The sequence below is a fragment of the Coprococcus ammoniilyticus genome (assembly GCF_025567345.1).
GTDB classification, from domain to species: domain Bacteria; phylum Bacillota; class Clostridia; order Lachnospirales; family Lachnospiraceae; genus Coprococcus; species Coprococcus ammoniilyticus.
This window is the reverse complement of sequence record NZ_JAOQJS010000007.1, coordinates 25,752-44,999: the sequence shown is the minus strand read 5'-3', so window position 1 is coordinate 44,999 and position 19,248 is coordinate 25,752. Positions and strand designations below refer to the sequence as shown.

Genomic DNA, 19,248 nt, shown 5'->3' with positions numbered 1-19,248 from the left:
GGTATAATTGGGGACAGGATTATCGAACGAAGAAATGAAGGAGACTTTTTAAGATGAGTAGAATTATTTTAACCGGTGACCGTCCTACAGGACGACTTCACGTTGGACATTATGTGGGTTCCCTTTCTGAGCGTGTAAAGCTTCAGAATTCAGGAAACTATGACGAGATATATATAATGATCGCAGATGCACAGGCACTTACAGATAATGCCGAGCATCCGGAGAAGGTAAGACAGAACATTATCCAGGTTGCACTTGATTATCTGGCATGTGGGATCGATCCTGAGAAATCAACGATCTTCATTCAGTCCATGGTTCCGGAGCTGACAGAATTATCTTTCTATTATATGAATCTCGTTACAGTATCTCGTGTACAGAGAAATCCTACTGTAAAATCCGAGATCAAGATGCGTAATTTTGAAGCAAGTATCCCGGTTGGATTCTTCTGCTATCCGATCAGTCAGGCAGCAGATATCACGGCTTTCCGTGCAACAGAAGTGCCGGTTGGTGAAGATCAGCTTCCTATGCTGGAACAGTGCAAGGAGATCGTTCACAAATTCAATTCCGTATATGGCGAAACTCTGACAGATCCTGAGATCGTATTACCGTCTAACAAAGCGTGTCTCAGACTTCCGGGTATCGATGGAAAAGCAAAGATGAGCAAATCTCTTGGCAACTGCATCTATCTTTCCGATGAAGCAGATGAAGTAAAGAAGAAGGTTATGTCCATGTATACAGATCCAAATCATATCCGTGTAGAGGATCCGGGACAGATCGAGGGAAATTCCGTATTTACATATCTGGATGCGTTCTGTCGTCCGGAGCATTTTGAACAGTTCCTGCCAGATTATAAGAATCTGGATGAACTGAAGGAGCATTACAGTCGTGGTGGTCTTGGTGATGTTAAGGTGAAGAAGTTCCTGAACAATGTATTACAGTCAGAGCTTACACCGATCCGTGAACGTCGTAAGATGTGGGAGAGCCGTATTCCGGATGTTCTTGACATCTTAAAGGCAGGAAGCGAGGCTGCACAGAAGAAAGCAGCAGCAACTCTTCATGATGTACGTTCTGCTATGAAGATCAATTACTTTGATGCAGACGGGCTGGAGAATGATTATAAATAAAATTGACAGACATAAGAGGACGGTCGTGAAAACGGCCGTCCTTTTGTTGTATGGTAAAAGTTGGAAAAGTTGCAAAAATTGGGTATAATAAGGTTGGAAAAGTTGAAAAAAATGTTTCTGGATCAGATGAAGTTAGAGCGAACGATATATAAACTAGATCTGATAGGTTTACAGGGGTAAAATAAATATATGGGGAGACACCGGATATGAAAAAGACGATTTTATTATTAGGGGCAGTTGGAGTGCTTATGATGACAGGGTGTGCCGATGAAGGTATCACGACAGATTATGGAGAATGGGTAGCTACATCCGAATACAGTATGGATGGAACAACTGAGAATTATCGGACAATAGAAGTAGATGCGACAGCAGAGAAGACAGAAGCAGCATCAGAAAAAGAAGCGGGGGGAAGTTCAGATCATATGAATACACAGAAAAAAGACAGCACAACAGAAAAGACAGATGGGACAGAGAAAGCGAGATATTCGTGCGAGAATTATACATTTTATAGAGTAAATGATGATGTGGACCTGGCAGGCAGTTATTTGTTGTTAAATGTATATGAGGACGAAGCACTTGCAGAATATCATGGCCTGTTCATTGGTCAGATCGTTACATTATTTGGCGATAAGGAGACAACCGAGAATAATGAGGAGTTACTGGACTATACGATCGCGGCAGAAGATAAGGATGGTAAGGTGATCTATCTGACTTTATATTATGGGGCGTCAGGACCGGCGATCGGTGGCTTTGATGGTGACGAATATATGGCGGCTGCAGAAGAGCTGGAGAGGCTTGTCAGAACGACAGAGCCGATTGACTATGAGTGCACCAGTGTCTATGAGGATCTCGGCATGACGATCCGAATGGGCACCAGAAATGGACGGGGCTTTTATGAGACCGAGATGCCGGAAGGTATGTAAGACAGCGATTTTATATATGATATAAATATGGGGAGGCAAAGGGGGAAGAAAACTGAAGAAGAAAATCTTTTTTCAAAGGAATAAAAATACCAGACAGATGACAATGACGATTAATGTAGCTGTTTTTTTAGCATTGATTTTAGAAATCGTCATATTATATGTTGTTAATTTACAGGATTACAAAAGAACATCTCAGATGCTGATGAACCAGACGATGGAAGTAATTGAAAAAAATGACAGCCGGGAGAAAGAAATGCTGGAATCCTTAAAAGAGGATTATAAGGTTCGTGTCAATGCAGTTGCCTATATATTGGATGCAAAACCGGAGGTTGAAAATGATCTTAATGAGTTGAAAAAGATTGCAGCATTTATGTCTGTAGATGAGATCCATTTATTTGATGAAAATGGAGTTATTTACGGTGGAACCATTCCAAAGTATTATGGATACAGTTTTGATTCGGGAGATCAAATGGCATATTTTACCCCCATGCTTCAGGATAAAGACCTGACAATGTGCCAGGATGTTATGCCAAATACATCTGAGGGGCGAAGCATGATGTATGCAATAACCTGGAATAATTCCGGAACAAAGATGATCCAGGTAGGAATAGAACCGAAGCGCCTGATTGATGAGATGAATCAGAATCAGATATCGGTAGTTATTTCCAATATGCCGATGTATACAGGCATCAATATATTTGTTGCGGATAGTGGAGATGGCAAAATCCTTGGAAGTACAAAAGCAGCAATGGTTGGTAAAACGCTGAATGATGTCGGTATATCCCGTGATAAGGTTACTGAACAGGCAGATGTCCCTGCAATATGCTACAGGAACATAGATGGTATTGTGAGCCGGTGCGCTTTCGACCGGACAGATGACTATATCGTTGTGGTTACCTGCAATTTACTTTCGAATATAAAGACAGATGTTATCATAATGGTGATTATGATCGTGTATTTTATAATTGCTGCGAAAGCACTCGCAAGTATGTTTACAAAGCTTGACAGGGTAAGGCGCAGTGCCTATACAGATGAACTGACAGGGTGTTTTAACCGGAAAGCATATCAGGAGAATGTGGAAGAATACTGGGAATCACCGGATATGGTATATATATCCATGGATGTCAATGGATTGAAAAAGGTAAATGATCATCAGGGGCATGCGGCAGGCGATGAATTGCTTCAGGGAGCTGCGGAGTGCATGATGAAGAGCTTTAACGGATATGGACGGGTATACAGATTTGGCGGTGATGAGTTCGCAGCAATTGTGTTTGCAGATAGCAGAAGACTCAAAAAGATTATAGATGATTTTAAGGAACGGATGAACAAATGGTCCGGAAAGAAAGTAGCAGATGTATCTGTGTCTCTGGGATATGCGGAGAAGTGCGAAAGGCAGTGGGAGAATTTTGAGGAACTTGCAGAGCATGCGGATGAGAGAATGTATGCCTGTAAGGCAGAATACTACAGTAAAAAGGGAGAAGACCGGAGAAAATTGCAGGCTGCACATAATGCACTTACAAAGCTATATACTAAAGTACTTATCATTAATCTTACACAGAATTCATATCAGATTGTAAGTATTGACAGAGAAAGCTTAAAGAACAGTGTGTTTTCGGCAAAGCTTTCAGACTGGTTTGCGACATTTGCAAATTCAGATGAATTGTATCCGGATGACAGACAGGCATTTTTGCAAAAGACTTCACTTCAAAATCTAAAAAAGAATATCAATGGCACCGGAAAGTCATACAGCATCATATACAGGAGAAAATATGGCGAAGAGTATAAGGATACAATGATGGAGATCCTGGCTGCGGAAGACTATACGGATGATAGTCAGGTATGTTACCTTTGTGTAAGATGTCTTGGTTAGTGTAAAAATTGTTAGAAAATTTTTCTAATTTCAAGAAAATTCTGTGAAATGGCTTGTATTTCATACTTCCTGCGGTAAAATATAGATAGGAACAACGGAAAAAGTTGTGCCGAGTTAAAAGTGGGAAGGAGACTGATATGAAAAAAAGAAGTCATTTATTTGTAACCAGAGAAATTATAGAACAGGTTCCACAGAACAAAAGGAAGTGGTTATTGTTAGGCAGTATTCTGCCGGATATATTGGTTCATACCTATATTAAGAAGCATACCTGGAAAAGTTCATTTGATAATACAGTCAACCGGATACAGAAGCTGGAAGAAAAGGGGAAGAACAGCAGATATTCTTTCCTGAAACTCGGATATGTACTTCATTATGTGGAGGATTTCTTCACATATGCGCATAACTCCATTTTTGAAGGCGGTTTTTCTGAACATGTTGCATATGAAAGTGGATTTCAGAAGTTTTTATTTGGACATGGACATGTAGAACAGGAAGAAACGAGTCGGATCGGTGAAATGGTTCATTCTGTGGAGGAAGCGGTCGAGTATCTGAAGAAAAACCATGCACTGTATATGACGGAGGCCGGAGATAATGAAACGGATGCACGCTATATTCGGAATGCATCAAAAACCATCGGTACGTTTCTGGTACGGGCATTTGCCATGAACAGTGTGGCAGCAGAGGAGTATGTTCCGGCATACGCACTTGCTCCATCCTATCGAAAATAAAAGGCAGAGCAATCTGATATAAAAGGATAATTATGACTGCCAATGAAAAATATGAAGTCACCTGATACGCTGTATTGTATCAGGTGACTTTTTATCTGATGTGTTCGGCAATCAAGGATACCACGATTCCAAGAACCGCGGAAAGCAGGATCAGGGAGATCGCTGACAGCTTTTGCTTCCATTTGCGCCGGATGAAGAAATAGATTCCTGCAAGCAGGCACAGAATAATGATAGCAGGGATATTCACATCATATTCGGATAAGCTGACATATCCGGTAGACTTTAACAGCATGTTGATTCCGGTTGCAAGGATCAGGGCCAGGATAACCGGTTTGATGCCATACAGGAAGCCCTGCACGTAGGTATTTTTCGTCAGATTTTTTATAACTGCGGCAATTAATAATATAATGAAAAAGGACGGCGTGATGACACCGAGAGTAGCGACGATACCGCCCGGAAGTCCTGCCTGCGTCGATCCGACATAGGTTGCCATGTTGACTGCGATCGGACCCGGTGTAGATTCGCAGACACCGATAAAATTGTAAAAGGCATCTTCACTCATCCAGTTATGGCGGATGATAGCATCCTGGATCAGCGGTATCATGCCGAAGCCGCCTCCGAAGCTGAACAGTCCTACTTTAAAGAATTCAATAAACAATGTCAGATATATCATTTGCCTGCATCCTCCTTTCGGATCCTTTTAAAAGAGGTACAAAAAATTCCGATGATGCCGCCTGCGAGGATCAGAAGAATTGCATTCACGGATTTGGAAAGCAGTTCTCCGATCACCATGATTATAAAAGTAACTACAAATACAAGAACCGGTATTTTTTTTCGGTCGAGTGTTTTCATCATGCTGATTCCGGTTGTAAGGATCAGAAAAGCAACAGCACATTTAATGCCAACGAAGGCATATGCTACATATTTATTTGCAATGAAAGCATCAAAAAACAGAGAAATGACAAATATAATAATAACGGATGGGATACAGACACCGAGGGTGGCTGCCAGACTTCCGCGGAAGCCTCTTTGTTTATAACCGACAAAAGTAGCGAGGTTGATCGCCAGTGGCCCGGGCGTTGATTCAGCGATCGCAATCACTTCGATCAGTTCGTCTTCCGTGAGCCAGTTTCGTTTTGCAACTACTTCTTCCCGGATCTGTGCGATCATTGCATAACCGCCTCCAAATGTAAATAATCCGATTTTGAAAAAATTAATAAATAAAGAAAATAACATATCAAATCCTCCAGACAGTAGTATAACACAGAATCAAACTAAACTTTAAATAAAATTTTCCAATATCACTGTACATATAGAAAAAAGATGTTACAATCAAGATTGACGCTATAATAAAGTGAGCGTTTTATGCACAAAAGATATGTATAATATATAGCCGAAGTCGGTGGAGGTAAGTGATGTTTAAGCAACGAGGCGCGAAGAAAACGGGTCTTAATATATTGATCATAGGATGCGGTAAGGTCGGAACGGCACTGACCAGACAGTTATGCAAGGAAGGGCATGATATAACAGTCATTGATAAAAATGCGGATAAGATTGAGATGAACGTCAATCAGTATGACGTTATGGGAATCTGCGGAAATGGTGCAAGCTACAGTGTGCTGATGGAAGCCGGTGTGGAGAATGCCGATCTTGTGATCGCAGTAACAAATTCTGACGAGCTGAACCTGCTTTGTTGTACGATCGCAAAACAGGGACGTGACTGCGCAACGGTAGCGCGTGTCAGAAATCCGGACTACAGCAAGGAGATAAAATATCTGAAAAAGAGTCTGGGACTTACCATGGTCATCAATCCGGAGCTTGAAACAGCAACGGAGGTTGCGCGTGTGCTTTATATGCCGACAGCTTTGGAGATCAATTCCTTTGCACATGGTCAGGCAGAGATGACGAAGATCAAGATTCCGGAGCATAATATGTTAGACGGACTGTCTGTGGCACATCTTGGTCAGCAGCTTATGGATCGAGCGAAGAATATCAATATTCTGATTTGTGCGGTTGAAAGAGATGGAGAAGTCTATATTCCATCCGGTCATTTTAAACTGCATGCAGGAGATGTTCTTTCGTTTGTAGGATCCCGTCCGATGAGCCGTGCATTTCTTGATTTTATCGGATTCAAGACAAATCGTGTCAGTGATGCGATGATCGTCGGCGGTGGTGACGTTGCATATTATCTTGCAAGTCAGTTGATCAATATGGGAATCAATGTAAAGATCATTGAGAAAGAGAAGGATCGTTGTGAGCGACTCAGTATTCTGCTTCCGAAAGCAGTTATTATCAATGCAGACGGAACCGATCAGGATGTATTAAAGGAAGAAGGCTTAAGCAATGCAGAATCCTTTGTTGCTTTAACTGGGATTGACGAGGAAAATATCCTCCTGACACTGCATGCCAGACATGTTTCGGATGCAAAGACCATCACGAAGATCAACCGTAGTAATTTCAAGGAAATAATTAATAATCTGAACCTTGGAAGTGTATTTTATCCGAGTTTTATTACAGCGGAGACTATTACTGCTTATGTTCGTGCGAAATCAAATACACGTTCCATGAACAGCTGTGTGCAGACGTTATATCATATGTTTGATTTCCGGGTAGAGGCGATCGAGTTCCGTGTGGATGAAGCATCCGAGGTAACGGGTAAGCCACTGATGGATCTGAAGTTAAAGAAGGATGTGCTGATCGCGTTTATCAATCGAAACGGTACGATTATTACACCATCCGGTCATGATACGATCGAAGTCGGGGATACTGCTATGGTAGTAACGACCCATACAGGATTTAATGATATCAGGGATATTCTGGTATAAGTAATGAGTATTTTTGTAAAAGGGAAAATAGGAAGCTATGAATCGGTCAATGATTTTATACGTAGTCGGACATGTGGTCATGCTGGAGGGGGTTATGCTTCTTCTGCCATGTCTGGTTTCGTTGATTTATCAGGAAAGTGAAGGAATTGATTATCTGGTGATGGCAGTTATCTGTATGCTGATTGGAGCCATCATTGTAAAACATAAACCTAAAGTAAATGTATTCTATCTGAAAGAGGGTTGTATCGCTACAGCATTGAGTTGGATAGCACTGAGTATATTTGGTGCACTTCCAATGTGCATATCAGGAGATATCCCATCTTTCACAGATGCGTTATTTGAGACGATCTCCGGTTTTACAACCACAGGAGCCAGTATCTTAAACGATGTGGAAGCATTATCCCGGACGACGTTGTTCTGGCGAAGCTTTACACATTGGATCGGTGGCATGGGTGTGCTGGTGTTTCTGCTTGCGGTATTGCCGCTTAGTGGCGGATCAAATATCAATCTGATGAAAGCAGAGAGCCCGGGACCTTCTGTTGGTAAGCTTGTACCGAAGATCAAGTATACGGCGCGAATATTATATGTTATCTACATTGTATTAACGGCTATAGAGATCATCTTGTTAATAGCCGGGAAAATGCCGGTATTCCATGCATTCTGTACCGGATTCGGAACAGCGGGTACAGGTGGATTCGGAACAAAGAATGATAGCTTTGCCAGCTTTTCGCCATATCTGCAGTGGGTGGTAACGATCTTTATGATCTTATTCGGCGTAAATTTTAATGCATACTATCTGATTTTATTTGGCAATATCAAAAAGGCATTGAAGATGGAGGAGGTGCGAACCTATTTCCTCATTATTGTGGCAGCGATCGCAGTTCTTGTATTGAATCTGATTCATACAATGGATGGATTCTGGACAGTACTCCGTCATGCATCGTTCCAGGTCGCTTCGATCATAACAACAACCGGATTCTCCAGTGTGGATTTTGACCTGTGGAACCAGACATGTAGGACGATACTGGTTATTCTGATGTTCATTGGTGCATGTGCAGGCAGTACCGGTGGTGGTATCAAGGTATCCCGATTTATCATCGTGGTAAAAAGTGTGGTAAAAGAGTTGAATTCCTATCTGCATCCAAAGAGTATCAAGAAGATCAAAATGGACGGCAAGCCGGTAGAGCATGAAGTGGTACGTGCGGTAAATGTATATTTTATAACATTTATCATCTTGTTTACAACATCCGTACTGCTGATCTCCTTTGAGGGAAAAGATATGACATCAAACTTTACTGCGGTTGCGGCAACGATCAATAACATCGGACCGGGACTGGAGCTGGTAGGACCAACGAAGAATTTCAATGTATATGGCACATTTTCCAAATACGTGTTAATGTTCGATATGCTTGCCGGAAGACTGGAGCTGTTCCCATTGCTCTTGTTGTTCTATCCGCCGGCATGGAAAGAATTACTGGCGGTCAGACGCAGAAAATAACAGGCCAATTAATGACCGGATATATGATGTACATGATATTAAAATGTGCTGCAGCAGGTTCAGGAAAACAAATCAAGATAACTGCGTACCTGAAATGCGGTCATCAGTTCAAAACGAGTGGACGGATCATCTAAGGCAAGATGTAAGTCCTCTCTTAATATACGAACACGATAATTGACGGTGTTCCTGTGACAGAACAGGGCACCGGCAATTTTTTGTATACTGCCATCACAGAGCAGATACTGAGAGAGCGTTTCCAGATAATTCGTATGGTGCTGCTCATCGTATGTAATGATGGAGCCCAGGGTATCATTTACATATTCTCTAAGCACATCCGTATCATTTACAGATAAAAGAAGCTTATAGAATCCCATATCATCGAAGAAGAACAGGCTACTGTTCTTTTTTTGTGCCATCAGGACGGCGCACTGTCCCTGTAAAAATGCCTGACTTAATCCGATCAGATCTTTGGACGGGGAACTGATTCCGATATGTAGAAAAGCTGTTCCGGCGGATTCACCCATATAATACAGAAGCCGGCTAAGCTCCTGTTCGAGCCGTTCATTTGACCGCGCGGGGCAGATCAGCAGAGTATAGTTGGTGCCGTTGACAAATGTATATGGCAGATTATAGATTCTGACCAGACGTGTCAACAGATTCTGAAGAAAACTTCCGGCGGTATTTGCATAACCGGATGAGATGGTGGAATGCTCAGACTGCTGGATAGAGGTATTTGTCTGTGCAGCGGTTGGTTTCATGGATGCTGTATCACGCAGATCTGATATATATACGAGATGGTATTGTGCATCCGCCTGAAAACCATGTTCATATAAGACAGGCAGGCTGATTTCCATCAGAGCTTTGTCATTTGGGTGAAGGATCACGCGCGAAAGGGCTGTTGAGATTGCCTGACTGGTCTGGGTATCATCAAATATCCGATTGTAATAATCGTGTGTGATATCGAAGATCCGCGTTTCCCATGGCATAAGAAAGAGCGGGTAATGCTTCCGATCGCACAGCATACGGATACGGTCGGAGATATCGGAACGGTTCAGATGTCCGCCGATATTGATAATAAGGCCGCAGGTTTTATGCTCAATCAGCCCTTTGATGAAGTTATATAACCAGTATTCATTTCCGCATAGAACGCCGGTCGTAATGATCAGTTCACCGCCATGCAGGAATTCCAATGTACCGGGATCTTCTGATATATAGACCCAGTTCATCAGATGATCCAGTCCTTCTTCCCCTGCGATCAGATCCAGACCATAGGTGCTTTTTGTTTCTTTATATAAATCTCTTAATAATATTGCCATATATAAGATCCTTTCTTAGCAGAATTTGATAATTGTTACTTGTCTATGTATAAGAAGTCCGTTCAATCAAAATATGATCTGCGCGTATCGGCTTGGCGGTGGCTTATTGATTTCAAGCAGTTTGAACATGATTGCCTAATATTTACTTAATTATATAAGGTTTATATTAGCTGCTGCTTAATATAATAAACCACTGATTTGTGCTATGGATTACAATAACCCAACAATACCATAGAAAATATGTGCCTGTCAAACATATAATTGTGCTATCAGCACAAAATAGGGTGGGAGTTTTGTGCTGGCGGGATATGGTGATCGGTTTTTATGAATGGCATACTGTAGAAAATTCAAAAGAGCAAATAAATGAACGGCACAGATACAAAAGCCGTTCGTATTAAGAAGATGGAGGATGATACATATGTTAAGAACAGATTTACCGGAAATAATAACAGAGACTTTACCCGGCCCTAAGGCACAGGCAATCATAGACAGGAGAGCACAGGCAGTTCCCAATGCGATTCGTTGCGCATATCCAGTCGTTATAGAACGTGGTGAAGGAGCCATGATCGAGGATGTCGATGGCAATAAGTTCTTGGATTGGATCGGCGGTGTCGGTGTATTGAATATCGGATTTTCTCAGCCGGAAGTCGTTGAAGCAGTAAAAGCACAGGCAGATAAATATTTCCACGGCATGTTCAATGTCGTAACACATGAAGGCTATGTAGCACTCGCAGAGAAGTTATCCGGCATTGCACCTGTAAAGGGTGATAGCAAGAAAGCATTCTTTGCAAACAGTGGTGCCGAAGCAGACGAGAATGCCGTTAAGGTAGCAAAGGCATATACAAAACGTCCGAATATCATCGTATTCTCCGGTGCATTCCATGGAAGAACACATTTTACAATGGCAATGACATCCAAGAAAGCATATGCAAAGGATATGGGACCGTTAGCAGCCGGCGTGTTCCGTGCACAGTTCCCATATTATTATAGAAATCCGGAAGGAATGCCTGAGGATAAGGCAGTTGATTACTATATCAAATCTATCTACGATGTATTTGAACAGTGTGCGGCAGCGGACACGATCGCAGCGATCGTTGTTGAGCCGCTTCAGGGCGAAGGTGGTTTCATCCCTGCACCGATCGAATGGGTAAAAGCAGTCCGTAAGATCTGTGATGAAAATGGTATCCTGTTGATCGCAGATGAGGTACAGAGCGGTTTCTGCAGAACCGGTCGTATGTTTGCTTCTGTTTACTGGCAGGAGACCGGTGTAGAGCCGGATATCATCGCAACAGCAAAATCCATCGCAGCCGGCGTGCCATTATCAGCCATTATTGCAAGAACTGAGGTTATGGATGCAGTTCCGGCAGGAACGATCGGTGGAACCTATTGTGGAAATCCACTGGCATGTGCCGCATCCTTAAAGACGATCGAGATTATGGAGAGAGATCATCTGGCAGAGCGTTCCTGTGAGATCGGTAAGAAAGTAACAGAGCGTTATCTGGAAATGCAGAAGAAATATCCGGTTATCGGTGATGTCAGAGGACTTGGTGGTATGATCGGTATCGAATTCGTAAAAGATCAGGAAACAAAAGAACCGGATGCAGCATTTACATCTGACCTGATCCAGACCTGTGCGAAGAAAGGTCTGTTAGTAGAAGGCGCAGGAACTTACAACAATGTAATCCGTTTCCTTGCACCGCTTGTAATGACAGATGAGCAGCTTGCAGCAGGTCTTGATATTTTTGAAGCATCTATTAAGGAATGCCTGAAACATTAATAATCATTAGAAATTATAAGAAATAATTTAAAATGATTTAAAATCATTAGAAATCATTTTAAATTAGTGTAAATACAGTCATTTTGGATAATGAATTGTTCTAAATGGAGCAATCCGTTGCCTGAAATGGCTGTTTTTTGTTAAAAACAGTATATAATAGTGTTTAAATATAATGTAACCGGATCATTTATAAATCTTAATCGCTCCGCAATATAGATGATGGCATTTTGATGCATTTGGATGCTATAAACATGGAGTGAACTCCAGAAAAGGGAGAATTATGTAAAAAGACGGGAGGTATGCAGGGAAAATTGAAGAAATTATGGCTTAGAATAGTATTATTCATAGCAGGATTTGCAGGAGTATTCATATTTCTGTATCCATTTGTTACGAAGGGGATTAAAAACATAGGAAATCTTACGGGAGTTGTTCTTGGTATCTGCCTGATCTTATATGCGGCATGGTTCCACAGGGTGAATCGCCGGGTGAAAAAATGGATGACCCGGACTGCCGGAAAAGTAATATGCGGGATCGTTTTGCTGATTGTATTAGTTGCAGTTGGATTTGCGGCAGCAGGTACGATATGCATGATACGGGCATCGAAGAGCACTCCGAAGGATGAAACGGTTATGATCGTGCTTGGCTGTGGTGTAAATGGCGATCGTCCAAGCCTGATGCTGACGGAACGCTTAGATGCGGCATATGATTATCTGAACACACATGAAGAGGTTGTGTGTATTCTGTCCGGTGGACAGGGAAAAGGTGAGAATATCAGCGAAGCGGAGTGCATGTACCGGTATCTGACAGAAAAAGGAATTGCACAGGACCGTTTATATAAGGAAGACCGGTCAACCTCGACCCGAGAGAATCTTCTATATTCAAAGAAGATCATAGAGGAGAAGAATCTGGATCCGCAGGTTATTATCGTAACAAATGAATTTCATGAATACCGTGCATCTGTTATTGCAGAACATACAGGTATAAAACCATCGGCGGTGTGCGGGAAAACAGCGTGGTGGTTATTGCCAACTTATTATCTGAGGGAGCTTTACGGAATCGTCTTTGAATGGATTTTTTAGATAGCTTAAACAAAAAACTTAAGAATCTTAAAAATTTAGATACAAAAAGGATGTAATTTTCTGGTATAACCTGACTTAACAAATCTTAACAACACCTGACGCATACTTGAATTATAGATGCAAATGCTATAATGTTGGGGTGGTTATTGAAAGTTAAAATCAGGGCATATTAGAAAAAGAGAGGATATGGTTATGATTTTAAAAAATAACAAAACAATAGATGAAGAGAAGGAAAAGGGATTGTTGTCCGAACAGAAAGCGAAGATTCTGATCGTAGATGATGAAAAGGATATCCGGAAGCTTGTAGGTATTTACCTGAAAAAGCAGGGGTATAAAACACTGGAAGCAGAGAACGGACAGATGGCGATCGATATTATGAAAGAACATTCGGATATTGATCTGGTTATTATGGATATTATGATGCCTGGAATGTCGGGAACCGAAAGCTGTGCGGCTATCCGGGAATTCTCATCGGTTCCGGTGCTGTTCTTAACAGCCAAGACACAGGAACCGGACAAGAATGAGGCATACGATATCGGTGGAGATGATTTCTTAAGTAAGCCATTTGAACAGAGTGAGCTGATCCGGAAGGTGAAAGCACTGATCCGACGTTATAATGTTTATAAAGGAAGAGAAGATAATGCGGATGGAATACTTCGTGTCGGAACAATATCGATCGATCCATATAAGCGTGTGGTAACGAAAGAAGACGAAGTCATCCATCTGACGGATAAAGAATTTGCACTGCTGTTTTTTCTTGTGAAGAATCGTGGTAGATCCTGGAATCTGGATGAACTATATGAGAATATCTGGCAGGAAAAATATCTTCCTTCATCGTCCAATACGGTCATGGTGCATGTGCTCAGGCTTCGACAGAAGATCGAGGAGAATCCGGCACAGCCTGAGATCATAAGAACGATTTATGGAAAAGGATATCAGGTGGATTAAAGCCTGAAAAGATCAGACGGAATGAAAGACAGAGAAACGAGACAAAGGAATAGACGGGAAAAAAGAACAGACGAGAAGCTTACCTTAAATACGAAGCTGGTTCTGGTTATTGCAGGAAGTCTGTTACTTGCAGTCGGTTTGTTCTTCGTCTGGCTGAAAACTACAGTATATATAATTGACAAAAAGTATCTGGACGAGACAGCCATAGCCCGGCGAACAGACGAGAAGATCGACCGCTTTTCCGATTATGTCAGGGATAATAAGGTAAAATCAACAGATATGAATGCTATTCTCAGATGGCAGCAGGAAGAGGGAAGTGTATATCTTCTTGTATATCAGAATGAGAATGTAATATATGATTCAACAAAACAGAAAAGACGTACCGCGATGGAGCGTTTTTTTAATAAGATAACAAATGGAAACAAGAAGGGCAGAAAGCTTGCAGAGTCTGAAGAAGACAAGAAGCAGATGCTGAATAATATTAAAAACAAACGGCTGGTTGAGATTTACAGGAAGAAAAAAGAATATAAGAGACAGACAGAAAAGACAAATGAAAATGTTGGCAATGATATAGCATCTTCTGAGTCAGAATATAAAGAAACAAATCCGGTCGATACTTCAGATGTAGAAGAATTAGCATCTCAGTATGGAAATTATGCATTTTATTCTGTGAGGTTCGAGGATGGTCTGTATGATGTCTGTATCGTGGATTACTCAGAGAAAAGAGTTTACTATTTCTGGATGACAATTGGTTTTCTGGTGTGCTCGTTTATCTTTATGATGTTTGTTATGATCTATAACGGTCGTGTGGTAAAGCGTGTAAGACGTCTGACACGGGAGGTATCCAGAATCAAAAAGAACGATATCAATGCAACTATCACAAAATCCGGAAATGATGAGATCTATGTGCTGGCAGATAATATTGACAGTATGAGAAATTCGATCATTCAGCAGATGAGCAAAGAAAAAGAAGCCTGGAAGGCGAACCGGGATCTGGTCACAGCAATGGCACATGATATCCGGACACCGCTTACGGTATTGAATGGGTATCTGGATCTTCTGGAAACAAGTCAATTTGATTCGGAAGAAGAGTATAAGCAGTACGTTGATATCTGCGTGGATAAGGCAGGGCAGTTAAAAGATCTGTCAGACAAGTTGTTCCGTTACTTCTTCGTATATTCCGGACATACGGATGAACTGAAGATGGAAAAGTTTCCGGCAAAAGAATTTTTCCAACAGATGATCGGTGAATATATGTGTCTGTTAGAAGAAAAAGGAATTACATTCCAGATTAAGGCAGAGGATAATTCACCGAAGATACAGATTGATGCCCCATATCTGAAACGGCTGTTTGATAATATATTTATGAATATAAGAAAATATTCGGATTACAGCAAACCGGTAGATATTAAGTACAGTACATCGGATACGAAGGTAACATTGGTGATCAGTAATCATATAAGCAAAAGCAGAAATGAAGCAGAAAGCACAAGGATAGGAATTAAGACCTGTGAGAAAATTGCACAGGAAATGAACATAGACTTTTCAGTAAAAGAGAAGAAAGGGCAATATACAGTAACACTTGTATTTGCAATCGTGGAATAAAGGAGGTCCGGACAGGTTCCGGTAAAGAAAGATATGAAGAATGTACTTGAATTTATTGAAGGCTCAGCAGCTAAATATCCAGACAAATTAGCAGTTGCCGATGTTAACGGAGGACTCACTTATAAAGAACTGGAGAAAACTGCAAAACAGGTTGGAGCATGGTTATATCAGGGACTTGGCGGATGCAAAAATCGTCCGGTTGTTGTACTTCTTGATAAGGAGCCGAAGAGTGTGGCAGCATTCATGGGTGCTGTATATAGCGGAAACTTTTATGTGGTCATAGATGCGGAGATGCCGGTTGACAGAGTGAATAAGATCTTAAAGGCATTGAAACCGGAGGCTGCCATAACCGATAATAAGCATCTCGATAAAGCAAAAGAGCTGCATGTTGAAACAGAGGACGGCAAGGGCTATGCACCAAAGATTTTCAATCTGGATGAGATGGATCAGGAAGCAGACCAGAGTTGTCTGGCAAAGGTAAGAGCTAATATGATCGATACGGATCCGGTGTATGCATTATTTACTTCCGGTTCGACAGGTGTTCCAAAGGGTGCGGTTATATCACATGCAAATATTCTTTCTTATATTACATGGTATACAGAAGCCTTTGATATCAACGAGACAACAATATTTGGAAATCAGACCCCATTTTATTTTAGTATGTCTGTTTCAGATTTATATAGCACGTTGAAAAATGGCGCAACATTGTATATAATACCAAAAGCATATTTTTCATTCCCAATCAAGCTCATGGAATTTCTGAATGAGAAAAAGGTTAATACGATCTACTGGGTTCCATCGGCGCTTTCAATCATTGCAAATTATAAGATGTTCCAGTATGCCGAGCTTCCGAATCTGAAAAAAGTGTTATTTGCAGGCGAGGTTATGCCGACAAGACCATTGAATTACTGGATCGAGAATCTGCCGGATGCCATGTATGCAAACCTGTTTGGCCCGACAGAGACAACCGATATTTGTACCTACTATGTGGTAAACAGAAAGTTTCGTGACGATGAGCCACTTCCAATGGGAAATGCATGTAACAACTGTGATGTATTTGTACTTGGAGAAGATGGCAAGGTGGTTTCGCCGGAGATCAATCCGGAGACAGGCTTCAGTGCAGAAGGTGAATTATATGCCAGAGGTTCCTTTGTCGCTCTTGGATATTATGGAAATGAAGAAAAGACAAAAGAAGCCTTTGTCCAGAATCCGTTAAACCCGAATTATCCGGAACTGATCTACAAGACAGGTGATCTTGTAAAATATAATAAATATGGCGAACTGGTCTATATATCAAGAAAAGATTATCAGATCAAACATATGGGTTACCGTATCGAGCTCGGCGAGATCGAAGCGGCTGCCGGTGCAATCGAAGGTATCCGAAGCTATGCATGTATCTACGATGATGCAGAGGATAAGATCGTATTTATATATGAAGGTAAGAAACTGGATGATGCATTCCTGCTTGGGGAATTCAAGAAAAAAGTTCCACATTATATGGAACCGAACCAGTTTGTAAGAGTGAAGAGTATGCCACACAATCAAAATGGAAAAATTGATCGTAAGTGGTTGAAAAATAACTATAAATTATAAGAAATGAGGAAAAAGAAATGGATGAATTATTAGAGATTTTAAACGAAGTAAAACCAGGTGTTGATTTTGAAAATGATACAGACCTGATCGGCCATGGCGTCTTAGATTCCATCACAATGGTAACACTTGTTATGGAATTAAATGATGCATTTGATATCGAGATCACACCTGTAGATATCGTTCCAGAGAACTTCAAAACAGTTCAGACGATCTATGATATGATCCAGAGACTCAGTGATGATTAATTAGTTTACAGACTGAGGAAAAAAGAAATACTGGGAATAAACCGGACGGCCTTTTGTAATACATACAGAAAATGGCTGCCCGGTAGATTTTCGGTATCAGTGATAGGGAGAAAAAAATGTCTTATACATCTATAGCTTATTTGGGATTTATATTGATGGGATCCTTCTTTTTCTACTCGATCGTGCCCCTAAAGCACAAGTGGAAGGTTCTGCTGATATTCAGTTATCTGTTCTATTTTATTAATTCCGGAAAATATATTGTATTTATATTGTTCAGTACCTTGTCGATTTATTTTGGCGGTCTGCTGCTGAATAAGATTGATGATGGTTTCAGTATGGCGAAGAAAGCCTTGCCAAAGGAAAATAAAAAGGAATTCAAGTCGATCATCGGATGGCAGAAAAAATGTGTCTGTGTATCCATTGTATTATTAAATCTTGGTATTCTGGTATATCTGAAATATTCCGTATTTTTCGGACAGGTGTTCTGTGATATATTAAGTATTTTCCATATTAAGATATCCAATCCAATGCAGAATATGATGCTGCCGCTTGGTATCTCGTTCTACACTTTATCGGCGATCAGCTACATTGTAGATGTATACCGTGGTAAATACAAAGCCTCCGATAATCTTGGAAAGGTTGCTTTGTTTCTGGTATTCTTCCCACATATTGTGGAAGGCCCGATCGGACGTTTTGATCTGCTGGGAGATCAGGTATATGAAGGACATCCGTTTGATTATAAAAATGCAACAATGGGACTTCAGCTTGTGTTCTGGGGTCTGTTTAAGAAGATCGTAATTGCTGACCGTGCAAATATGTATGTAAATCAGATTTTTAATTTCCACGATCAGTATGACGGACTGTATGTCATCATAGGAATGCTGTTGTATACCTTACAGTTGTATGCAGAGTTTTCCGGTTGTATGGATATCGTCCGCGGTAGTGCGCAGATGTTTGGCATTGAGATGTCAGAAAACTTTGCAAGACCGTTTATGTCAAAGACAGTCAGCGAGTTTTGGAGAAGATGGCACATGACACTTGGTGCATGGTTTAAAGATTATGTATTCTATACCATCTCTCTATCCAAGGCATTTATGAAACTGAGCAAGAAGACAAGAGAGAAGTTCAATGCGTTCTTTGCAACCCTGATCCCGACCTCAATTGCCATGCTTGCAGTATGGTTTGGAACCGGTATCTGGCATGGAGCAAGCTGGAAGTATGTTATGTACGGTATTTATTACTGTCTGATCATGATCCTCGGACTTTTGACAGAACCATTATTCAGAAAATTATTTGAAAAAATGCATGTGAACCGCGAAGGTAAGATCTATAAGGCTCTTCAGGTTGTGAGAACCTTTATCTTTGTTAATATCGGTATGCTGATGTTCCGTGCAGATGATCTGAAGATCTTCGGACAGATGTTTATATCGATGTTCCGGAATCTGTCATGGGATCCGATCCGTTATGGTGAATTGTTTGATGTCCGGATTGGTATGAGTGATTTCCTGTTACTGCTTTTTGGAGCAATTGTGTTGCTGTTGGTTGGCTTGTATCAGGAACAGGGACGTCATATCAGAGAAGATATTGCAACAAAGAATATTGTATTCCGTTGGGTATTATATTATGGACTGATCTTTTCCGTGATCATCCTTGGAGCATATGGAAGCGGATATGAAGTCGCAGGCTTTATATACGCACAATTTTAGGATAGATGGTG

The 19,248-nt window shown here is 41.1% G+C and carries 16 protein-coding genes; 13 read left to right on the top strand and 3 right to left on the bottom strand.

The annotated features are described in order from the left end of the window. Positions 1-53 precede the first annotated feature (53 nt). From trpS to OCV60_RS11805, 4 genes are all read left to right on the top strand, one after another. Positions 54-1,124, top strand: a complete 1,071-nt coding sequence (trpS, locus tag OCV60_RS11820; RefSeq protein ID WP_021943426.1) for a tryptophan--tRNA ligase — start codon at positions 54-56, stop codon at positions 1,122-1,124. 206 nt (positions 1,125-1,330) lie between these two features. After that, a complete protein-coding gene (locus OCV60_RS11815; protein WP_173788808.1) occupies positions 1,331-2,047 on the top strand; it encodes a hypothetical protein in 717 nt (238 codons plus the stop codon). A 103-nt stretch (positions 2,048-2,150) separates the two neighbouring features. Continuing rightward, positions 2,151-3,917 (top strand): GGDEF domain-containing protein, encoded by a 1,767-nt coding sequence (locus OCV60_RS11810; protein ID WP_262530228.1) that lies wholly within the window; start codon positions 2,151-2,153, stop codon positions 3,915-3,917. A gap of 137 nt (positions 3,918-4,054) precedes the next feature. Then, complete coding sequence (locus OCV60_RS11805; RefSeq protein WP_117808262.1) at positions 4,055-4,645, top strand: zinc dependent phospholipase C family protein; 591 nt, start codon at positions 4,055-4,057, stop codon at positions 4,643-4,645. 91 nt (positions 4,646-4,736) lie between these two features. On the opposite strand, the gene OCV60_RS11800 is transcribed toward OCV60_RS11805, so the two are convergent. Together OCV60_RS11800 and OCV60_RS11795 are read right to left on the bottom strand one after the other, a co-directional pair. Then, positions 4,737-5,318 (bottom strand): chromate transporter, encoded by a 582-nt coding sequence (locus tag OCV60_RS11800; RefSeq protein ID WP_262530227.1) that lies wholly within the window; start codon positions 5,316-5,318, stop codon positions 4,737-4,739. Then, entirely contained in the window at positions 5,315-5,881 is a 567-nt protein-coding gene (locus OCV60_RS11795) for a chromate transporter (RefSeq protein WP_262530226.1), read from the bottom strand. The genes OCV60_RS11800 and OCV60_RS11795 overlap by 4 nt, the downstream gene beginning before the upstream one ends. 179 nt (positions 5,882-6,060) lie before the next feature. Here OCV60_RS11795 and trkA point away from each other — a divergent pair, with 179 nt between their 5' ends. Together trkA and OCV60_RS11785 are read left to right on the top strand one after the other, a co-directional pair. Continuing rightward, on the top strand, positions 6,061-7,470 hold the full coding sequence (gene trkA, locus OCV60_RS11790; protein WP_262530225.1) for a Trk system potassium transporter TrkA: 1,410 nt from the start codon (positions 6,061-6,063) through the stop codon (positions 7,468-7,470). 37 nt (positions 7,471-7,507) lie between these two features. Further along, on the top strand, positions 7,508-8,968 hold the full coding sequence (locus OCV60_RS11785; RefSeq protein WP_021943182.1) for a TrkH family potassium uptake protein: 1,461 nt from the start codon (positions 7,508-7,510) through the stop codon (positions 8,966-8,968). A 59-nt stretch (positions 8,969-9,027) separates the two neighbouring features. Here OCV60_RS11785 and OCV60_RS11780 read toward each other — a convergent pair whose 3' ends face one another. Further along, a complete protein-coding gene (locus OCV60_RS11780; protein WP_262530224.1) occupies positions 9,028-10,284 on the bottom strand; it encodes a PucR family transcriptional regulator in 1,257 nt (418 codons plus the stop codon). A gap of 418 nt (positions 10,285-10,702) precedes the next feature. Here OCV60_RS11780 and gabT point away from each other — a divergent pair, with 418 nt between their 5' ends. The 7 genes from gabT (at position 10,703) to OCV60_RS11745 (ending at position 19,237) form a co-directional block, all read left to right on the top strand. Continuing rightward, positions 10,703-12,061 (top strand): 4-aminobutyrate--2-oxoglutarate transaminase, encoded by a 1,359-nt coding sequence (gene gabT, locus OCV60_RS11775; protein ID WP_262530223.1) that lies wholly within the window; start codon positions 10,703-10,705, stop codon positions 12,059-12,061. A 311-nt stretch (positions 12,062-12,372) separates the two neighbouring features. Next, a complete protein-coding gene (locus OCV60_RS11770) occupies positions 12,373-13,140 on the top strand; it encodes a YdcF family protein (protein WP_262530222.1) in 768 nt (255 codons plus the stop codon). Between the two features lie 192 nt (positions 13,141-13,332). Then, positions 13,333-14,088: a response regulator transcription factor gene (locus OCV60_RS11765; protein WP_262530221.1), complete on the top strand. Its 756-nt coding sequence runs from the start codon at positions 13,333-13,335 to the stop codon at positions 14,086-14,088. Between the two features lie 21 nt (positions 14,089-14,109). Then, positions 14,110-15,693 (top strand): HAMP domain-containing sensor histidine kinase, encoded by a 1,584-nt coding sequence (locus OCV60_RS11760; RefSeq protein ID WP_262530220.1) that lies wholly within the window; start codon positions 14,110-14,112, stop codon positions 15,691-15,693. 33 nt (positions 15,694-15,726) lie between these two features. Beyond that, entirely contained in the window at positions 15,727-17,286 is a 1,560-nt protein-coding gene (locus OCV60_RS11755) for an AMP-binding protein (RefSeq protein ID WP_262530219.1), read from the top strand. A gap of 17 nt (positions 17,287-17,303) precedes the next feature. Further along, complete coding sequence (locus OCV60_RS11750; protein ID WP_021943190.1) at positions 17,304-17,531, top strand: acyl carrier protein; 228 nt, start codon at positions 17,304-17,306, stop codon at positions 17,529-17,531. Positions 17,532-17,647: 116 nt separating this feature from the next. Continuing rightward, the gene (locus OCV60_RS11745) at positions 17,648-19,237 is read left to right on the top strand and encodes an MBOAT family O-acyltransferase (RefSeq protein ID WP_118483274.1); all 1,590 of its coding nucleotides are present in this window, start codon (positions 17,648-17,650) and stop codon (positions 19,235-19,237) included. Positions 19,238-19,248: the final 11 nt, after the last annotated feature.

Coding starts and splice junctions, on each gene's coding strand:
- trpS (WP_021943426.1), top strand. CDS start 54: ATGAGTAGAATTATTTTAACCGGTGACCGTCCTACAGGACGACTTCAC.
- OCV60_RS11815 (WP_173788808.1), top strand. CDS start 1,331: ATGAAAAAGACGATTTTATTATTAGGGGCAGTTGGAGTGCTTATGATG.
- OCV60_RS11810 (WP_262530228.1), top strand. CDS start 2,151: ATGACGATTAATGTAGCTGTTTTTTTAGCATTGATTTTAGAAATCGTC.
- OCV60_RS11805 (WP_117808262.1), top strand. CDS start 4,055: ATGAAAAAAAGAAGTCATTTATTTGTAACCAGAGAAATTATAGAACAG.
- OCV60_RS11800 (WP_262530227.1), bottom strand. CDS start 5,318: ATGATATATCTGACATTGTTTATTGAATTCTTTAAAGTAGGACTGTTC.
- OCV60_RS11795 (WP_262530226.1), bottom strand. CDS start 5,881: ATGTTATTTTCTTTATTTATTAATTTTTTCAAAATCGGATTATTTACA.
- trkA (WP_262530225.1), top strand. CDS start 6,061: ATGTTTAAGCAACGAGGCGCGAAGAAAACGGGTCTTAATATATTGATC.
- OCV60_RS11785 (WP_021943182.1), top strand. CDS start 7,508: ATGAATCGGTCAATGATTTTATACGTAGTCGGACATGTGGTCATGCTG.
- OCV60_RS11780 (WP_262530224.1), bottom strand. CDS start 10,284: ATGGCAATATTATTAAGAGATTTATATAAAGAAACAAAAAGCACCTAT.
- gabT (WP_262530223.1), top strand. CDS start 10,703: ATGTTAAGAACAGATTTACCGGAAATAATAACAGAGACTTTACCCGGC.
- OCV60_RS11765 (WP_262530221.1), top strand. CDS start 13,333: ATGATTTTAAAAAATAACAAAACAATAGATGAAGAGAAGGAAAAGGGA.
- OCV60_RS11760 (WP_262530220.1), top strand. CDS start 14,110: ATGAAAGACAGAGAAACGAGACAAAGGAATAGACGGGAAAAAAGAACA.
- OCV60_RS11755 (WP_262530219.1), top strand. CDS start 15,727: ATGAAGAATGTACTTGAATTTATTGAAGGCTCAGCAGCTAAATATCCA.
- OCV60_RS11750 (WP_021943190.1), top strand. CDS start 17,304: ATGGATGAATTATTAGAGATTTTAAACGAAGTAAAACCAGGTGTTGAT.
- OCV60_RS11745 (WP_118483274.1), top strand. CDS start 17,648: ATGTCTTATACATCTATAGCTTATTTGGGATTTATATTGATGGGATCC.